This is a genomic window from Pontimicrobium sp. MEBiC01747 (assembly GCF_053601635.1).
In genome coordinates, this window is the sequence record NZ_JBSHNS010000430.1 from 1 (window position 1) to 6,896 (window position 6,896).

Consider the following 6,896-nt stretch of genomic DNA (forward strand, 5'->3'; position numbering starts at 1 on the left):
ATACCATACCATTTTAAATAATAGAATTACAAGCATTAAAACACAGTTAGAAACCCTAAAAACACAAGAACTAGACTATTCAGGCAAACTAACATTACAATACGTTCCTAAAGCAGATCATACCTTTTATAAAGACGAAACAGAACTAAATAAAAGACTCAGAAAAAAGATTGCTTATAAAGTAATTATTAAACTCCTTGAAGACGAAAAAGATATAGAAACCATTACTAAGCAGTTTACGACACTAGAGCCTAAAGTAAAACTAAATATTATAGACAAAGAACTCTGCTTACTAGAAGAAACACTAAATAAAAAAGGAGGGTTAAAACGTTTTGTAGAAGAAAGTTTTTTAAACGCATTAGTAAAAATTAACGATCCTAATTCCACCTTTTTTAACAATACCGAAAAAATAGAATATACCAATCTATTATCCAAAAACCAACTATCATTTGGTCTGTTAACCGAAAAAAATAACAACGGAGAAGTCGTTATACAATACGTAATTCCTGGAAGTGCTGCTTTTAAAAACGGAGCTATAGAAAAAGGCGATATATTAAAAGCCCTAGCGACACCTCAATCTCGTCTAGAAATAGCTTGTATTTCTCAGCAAGTCATTCAGTCCTTTTTAAATAAAGAAGACCACAAAGTAGTTACCTTTTCTGTGCAGAAAAAAAACGGCTCTATACAAGATATTACTTTAACAAAAAGTAAAATTCAAGTAGATGATAATGCAGTAAGGGGCTATATAATAAATGCCGACTTACCTTATGGCTACATTAAAATTCCTAGTTTTTATACTAATCAAGAATCGCCAAACGGACGCGGATTAACTGCTGATATTGCCAAAGAACTCTATAAACTACAAAGAGAAAACATACAAGGCCTCATTTTAGACCTTCGCTTTAACGGTGGTGGCTCATTAGGAGAAGCCATAGATTTATCAGGAATGTTTATAGACCGTGGGCCTATCTCTATTATAAAATCTAAATCGGCAGAAAACTTTACGCTAAGAGACCCAAAACGAGGAAGTTTCTACAAAAAACCATTACTTATTCTCGTCAACGATTATAGCGCCTCAGCTTCCGAGCTGTTTTCTGCAGCAATGCAAGACTATAATAGAGCAATAATAGTAGGTTCTAAAACCTTTGGTAAATCTAGTGTACAACGCATTCTGCCCTTAAGCGAAACAAAAGACCTTGGCTATAGCAAACTTACTATAGAAGCCTTTTATCGTGTAACAGGAAAAAGTCATCAATCTATTGGGGTAATACCAGATATACAATTACCCTCACTTTATGACAATTTTAAAAGCTCAGAAAAAGATAAACCTTTCGCCCTAAAAAACGATGCTACCACAATTATTTTTAAACATAAGGCTTTACCTAAATTAAAACTAGAAACCCTAGTACAGCAAAGTAAAATACGAGTAGATAGCACACAAGAATTTATAAACATAAAAACAGCGAATAAAAAATTGTATAAATTATTGTTTAAAGAAGGTAAGCCCTACCCTTTAGCATTAAAAACTATAGCAAAAAAAAGAAAAGCGCGTAGCCAAACCTTAGATAGTATCTTTGGAACACAAAAAAAAACTAAAACAAATGGGTTAAGTATTAACAATACAAAATCTACACAAGAGTTATTAGAATACAATACAGAAGACAAAACCCAAAATGACAAAAACATAGAAATCATTGCTAACGATGCCTATATAAAAGAAGCACTATACATACTAACAGACTATATAAACTCAAATCAATAAATTTTAATGAAAACCACAAGCAAACTAATCCTTACATTCCTATTAGCACTATCCTTTAATAGCTACGCGCAAAAATTCGATACCGCATTAGAGTATTTAGAATTCTTAGGAAAAGAACAAGAAATAGTAACAAAAAGTACTTGGCGTTATACCAAAGCTGTAGCTCATAGTAAAAGCGATAGAAATATTAACAACAAAAGAAAAAGCTTACTAAAAACAGTAGCACGAGCTATAGCTAAAATTGAAAAAGCACAAGGTTTTAGAGGAGACGATTATAAAAACAAAGTATTAAAACACATGCGTTTAAACGAAAGCCTATTAAAGCACGATTATGCTAAAATTGTAGATATGAAAACCGTTGCAGAACAATCCTACGATTTAATGGAAGCCTATATATTAGCACAAGAACTTGCCGATAAAAAAATGGCCGAATCGCAAGCAGAGTACGAAAAAAACTTTTACGCCTTTGCAGCAGACCATAACATTAACATTATAGAAAGCGATAACGACTTAGGAAAAAAAATGACGATATCAAACAAAGTGTTTAGGCATACTAACGCCTTACACCTTGTCTTCTTTAAAGTGTACATTAACGAAATCTATTTATGGAATGCCATTAGTAAAAAAGACGTTAACGGCATACAACAAAATGCAAATGCATTAAGCGAGACAGCCAAAGAAGGTTTAGAAATTTTAAAAACACATGAGGTCTATAAAACAGATAAAAGCCTTATTTTGGCAAACAAAGCAGCATTTGAGTTCTTTATAGACGAAGCCGAAAATAAAATACCGCAGATAGCAGATTTTTTAATTTTAAATGAAGATTTCGAAAACATAAAAACAACATTAGAGAAAACACCAGAGAAAAAAAGAACTAAAGCACAAATAGATGCATATAACAATAAAGTAAAAGCATTAAATAAAGCGGTAAATAACTACAATAAGTTAAATACTAGCTTAAATAACAAAAGAAAAAGTGTAATAGATAAGCTAGAAAACACAAAAACAAATTTTTTAGCAAGACATATACCAAAGGATTAAGCAGATTTAAGAGTTTTTTTTAAATTTGTGAAATAAGTACATAATTAATAAACCTCCTACGCTGTAGGACAATAAAAATACATATTAAATGGGAAGAGCTTTTGAATTTCGTAAAGCACGTAAAATGAAACGTTGGTCTGCAATGAGTAAGGCCTTTACACGCATTGGTAAGGACATTGTAATGGCAGTAAAAGATGGAGGTCCAGATCCCGCAAGTAATTCGCGTTTACGAGCAGTAATTCAAAATGCCAAGGCAGTAAACATGCCTAAGGATAATGTACTACGCGCCATTAAAAAAGCAAGCGAAAAAGGACAAGGTGATTACAAAGAAGTTATTTTTGAAGGCTATGCACCACATGGTATAGCCGTATTAGTAGAAACCGCTACAGATAATAATACCAGAACCGTAGCCAACATACGTAGTTATTTTAATAAATGCGACGGAAGCTTAGGAACATCAGGATCTGTGGTTTTTATGTTCGACCATACTTGTAATTTTAGAATACCTTCTGAAGGTTTAGACCCAGAAGAATTAGAATTAGAGTTTATAGACTTTGGTGCAGAAGAAGTCTTTGCAGACGATGATGGTATTTTAATATATGCCCCTTTTGAAAACTTTGGAACCATACAAGCAGAATTAGAAAAACGAGAGATAGAAATATTATCCTCTGGTTTTGAGCGTATTCCACAAGTAACTAAAACCTTAACAGAAGAGCAAGTTGCCGATGTTGAAAAATTACTAGAAAAAATTGAAGAGGACGACGACGTGCAAAACGTCTACCACACTATGGCAGAGTAAAAAAAACTTGAAATAAAATAGATTACCAACAAGAGGTTGTCTAAAAAGTAAAAAAACGTCAAACCGAACTCGACTCGGTTTCTCAAAAGCATTAAAAAATTAATGTAATGAGATTAAAAAATAAAAATGTCGTTTACATTACTTTTTAAACAACCTTTTATATTTTTTCACTCTTTATACAATCTCCTGTATAACCGCTAATTAACGTATTTTAATTTTTAGGCGGAAATAATAGGAAAAACTACCCGATTTTTAAAACACTAAATAAGTATTTATCTATTCAAAATTGTATTTTTAAAAGAATTTTAAATTTATTGATAATGAAATTAGGAGCCTTTTCTGTTAGTTTAAGCGTAAAAGACATTCATGCCTCTAAAACATTTTATGAAACTCTTGGGTTTACTGTATTTGCAGGAGATATTGAAAAAAACTATTTAATAATGAAAAACGAATCGTCATTAATAGGATTATTTCAAGGCATGTTCGAAAATAATATATTAACCTTTAACCCCGGTTGGGATGCCAATGCAAAAAACTTAGAACAGTTTGATGATATAAGAACAATACAACAACACTTAAAAGACAATAATATAACACTAGAAACTGAAGCAGATAAAAATACATCAGGTCCAGCAAGTTTTGTAGTATTAGACCCAGATGGAAATGCTATTTTAATAGATCAGCATGTTTAAAAACACTATAGCAATCATAACAATACAAAAAAGCTATCTAAAAAGTTAGATTTTCGTTAAACCGAACTTGATTCGGTTTCTCATAACAATTAAAATGAGTTTTTTTGAATTTTAAACATAATTCAAAAAAATAACGTTTCTATTCTTTTTAGATAGCTTTTTTAGTAGCTTAAAAATGTAACCTAAATTACATAGCGCCCCACTCCTTTAAAGACGCTTTATTCATTTTTACGTAATCTGCATTACCCGCTTTTTCAGCACCCTCTAAAGACGCTTTTGCAGCAGCAATTGCCGATTTCTTTTTTCCAGCTTTTGCATGAATTAAAGACTGCTGGCGTAAATACCAAAAACGTGGGTTATCTTTTGTTAACTCTACCGCTTTGTCTATCCACATAACAGCTTTATTAATATCTTTCCCTTCAGTTAAGTAATATCTAGCAGCAGAAAAATAATCTCCAGCACCAGGACCAGCCATTGTTTTTTCTATAGAAGCACTAACAGTAGCATCTGTTGGCACTTCAAATTTAACACCTACATAAGCCTTTTCCCAAAGCATTCCTATAACTGCAGAACTATTTGTTAAATCGTCAAACGTTATAGTAAATGTTTCTATTGTTACAGGCATTGGGTAAACTTCAGCAGTTACTTTTGCAGCTACTTTACTCTCATCCCACTTTTGTGGAAGTCCCCAGTTTGTTGCATCAGAATAAAAAATAACTTCCCATGATTTTTCTTTTGGTGTAACATAAATAGCATAATCACCAGCTTTTAAAGTTTTACCTCCAACAGTAACATCATTACTAAAAGAAATCTTTGTGTTAGCGTTTGCTCCAGTTCTCCATAATCTGCCATAAGGCACTAAATCTCCAAAAATAGTACGCCCCTTCATTCCTGGACGTGAATATTCTAGAGTAACATCAGTTAATCCAACTTTTTGTTCCACTTTAGAAAATGGACTAGGTTGTGGTGTTTCTACTTGAGCATTTACTGTGAAAGACGCAGTAAAAACTAAAGCCATCAATAGTAATTTTTTCATAATTTCAGATAATTAGTGTTTGTTTTAATAATGAATGTAAATTTACGTATTAGTAAAACCTTAATTGTTAACAAAACCTTAAAATAAGGTGGCGTATATTTGCAAAAAAGATATAAAAATGAAAAAACTTATAGCAGAAACCTTAGGAACATTTGCAATGATATTTTGTGGAACAGGTGCTATGACTATTAACGAGATTACTAATGGTAGTATCTCTCACGTTGGTGTTGCTATAACTTGGGGGCTAATTGTAATGGCCATGATTTACGCGTTTGGGGACATCTCTGGAGCTCACTTCAATCCAGCGGTAACCATAAGCTTTGCTTTTGCAAAAAAGTTCGACTGGAAAAATGTCCCAAAATATATAATAGCACAATTAATAGGCGCAATTTGTGCTAGTGCTTTATTATGGTTCTTATTTCCCGAAAGTCAGTTTTTAGGAGAAACAACACCAATGGAAGGCTTTCCGCCCTACAAAGCGGCAATAATAGAGTTTTTATTAACCTTTTTTCTTATGGTTGTTATCATAAATGTATCTACAGGAAGTAAAGAAATAGGTACCATGGCAGCCATTGCTGTTGGTGCAGTTATTTTACTAGAAGCCATGTTTGCTGGCCCAATAACAAAAGCCTCTATGAATCCTGTTCGCTCTATTGCTCCTGCCCTATTTACAGGTAATTTTCAATACTTATGGTTATACATTACAGCACCAATACTAGGTGCATTAACAGCCGTAGTGTCTTGCAAATTAGTAAAAGATGATAAGTGTTGCGATGCAGATTGTTAAATAAGTAAACCTACCAACAAAACAAGAAGCCTAAAACCTTAAAGTGAAAGGTTTGTTAATTTTGTTTAATTATTAAATAAAATAGTTAAACATTTTGTATCTTTATGCTATTAAATAGTAATATATAATGGCTAAAAAGAAGAACATAACAAGCAATAACATCATTTCATTATACATGGATTATGTTTTGGAGCATGATAAACAACCAAACACTGTTTATGCATTTGCAAAACACAATAACTTCGAAGAGAGTAAGTTTTATGAACACTTTGCTTCATTTGAAGCATTAGAAAAAGCTATATTTAAAGCTTTTCATGAAAACACTATCACAGCACTTAATAACAGCGAAGACTACGCCAATTTCGAACCTAGAAATAAACTGTTAAGCTATTATTACACCTGTTTCGAAAACCTAACTGCTAATAGAAGTTATGTTATTTATGCTTTAAATAAGCATAAAAACAAAATGAAATCATTACTCACCTTACAAGAATTTAAAAAAGCCTTTGGTAAGTATATAGAAGACTTAGGCATTGAGTTAATAGATGTAAAGCAAGCAAATATTGAAAAATTACAGAATAAAGGCTTAAAAGAATCCGCTTGGTTTCAATTGCTACTTACCATAAAGTTCTGGTTAGATGATACGTCTCCTAACTTTGAAAAAACTGACATTTTTATAGAAAAATCCATCAATACTAGTTTCGATATTATAGATGTAGCACCAATAAAAAGCATCATCGACCTAGGTAAATTTATCTATAAAGAGAAACTACAAACAC

At 32.1% G+C, this 6,896-nt stretch carries 7 protein-coding genes; 6 read left to right on the forward strand and 1 reads right to left on the reverse strand.

The genetic code is table 11. From position 1 onward, the window contains the following. From ACVC2P_RS13915 to ACVC2P_RS13930, 4 genes are all read left to right on the forward strand, one after another. Nucleotides 1-1,762 (forward strand): carboxy terminal-processing peptidase (locus ACVC2P_RS13915; RefSeq protein ID WP_452599057.1); only part of this gene is annotated, 1,762 nt, incomplete at its 5' end. A gap of 6 nt (nt 1,763-1,768) precedes the next feature. Next, complete coding sequence (locus tag ACVC2P_RS13920) at nt 1,769-2,803, forward strand: hypothetical protein (protein ID WP_452599058.1); 1,035 nt, start codon at nt 1,769-1,771, stop codon at nt 2,801-2,803. A gap of 88 nt (nt 2,804-2,891) precedes the next feature. Continuing rightward, nucleotides 2,892-3,602 carry a YebC/PmpR family DNA-binding transcriptional regulator gene (locus tag ACVC2P_RS13925; RefSeq protein ID WP_452599059.1) on the forward strand — a complete coding sequence of 237 codons (711 nt, stop codon included), beginning with the start codon at nt 2,892-2,894 and terminating at the stop codon, nt 3,600-3,602. Between the two features lie 320 nt (nt 3,603-3,922). Continuing rightward, entirely contained in the window at nt 3,923-4,294 is a 372-nt protein-coding gene (locus ACVC2P_RS13930; RefSeq protein WP_452599060.1) for a VOC family protein, read from the forward strand. A gap of 187 nt (nt 4,295-4,481) precedes the next feature. Here the strand turns inward: ACVC2P_RS13930 and ACVC2P_RS13935 are convergent, their stop codons facing one another. After that, on the reverse strand, nt 4,482-5,330 hold the full coding sequence (locus ACVC2P_RS13935; protein ID WP_452599061.1) for a DUF2911 domain-containing protein: 849 nt from the start codon (nt 5,328-5,330) through the stop codon (nt 4,482-4,484). A gap of 118 nt (nt 5,331-5,448) precedes the next feature. Between ACVC2P_RS13935 and ACVC2P_RS13940 the strand changes: the two genes are divergently transcribed. Together ACVC2P_RS13940 and ACVC2P_RS13945 are read left to right on the forward strand one after the other, a co-directional pair. Beyond that, nucleotides 5,449-6,117, forward strand: coding sequence for an MIP/aquaporin family protein (locus tag ACVC2P_RS13940; protein ID WP_452599062.1), 669 nt, complete (start codon nt 5,449-5,451; stop codon nt 6,115-6,117). A 127-nt stretch (nt 6,118-6,244) separates the two neighbouring features. Further along, nucleotides 6,245-6,896, forward strand: a 652-nt coding sequence (locus tag ACVC2P_RS13945) for a TetR family transcriptional regulator C-terminal domain-containing protein (RefSeq protein ID WP_452599063.1), incomplete at its 3' end; no start/stop codon positions are given.

Coding starts and splice junctions, on each gene's coding strand:
- ACVC2P_RS13920 (WP_452599058.1), top strand. CDS start 1,769: ATGAAAACCACAAGCAAACTAATCCTTACATTCCTATTAGCACTATCC.
- ACVC2P_RS13925 (WP_452599059.1), top strand. CDS start 2,892: ATGGGAAGAGCTTTTGAATTTCGTAAAGCACGTAAAATGAAACGTTGG.
- ACVC2P_RS13930 (WP_452599060.1), top strand. CDS start 3,923: ATGAAATTAGGAGCCTTTTCTGTTAGTTTAAGCGTAAAAGACATTCAT.
- ACVC2P_RS13935 (WP_452599061.1), bottom strand. CDS start 5,330: ATGAAAAAATTACTATTGATGGCTTTAGTTTTTACTGCGTCTTTCACA.
- ACVC2P_RS13940 (WP_452599062.1), top strand. CDS start 5,449: ATGAAAAAACTTATAGCAGAAACCTTAGGAACATTTGCAATGATATTT.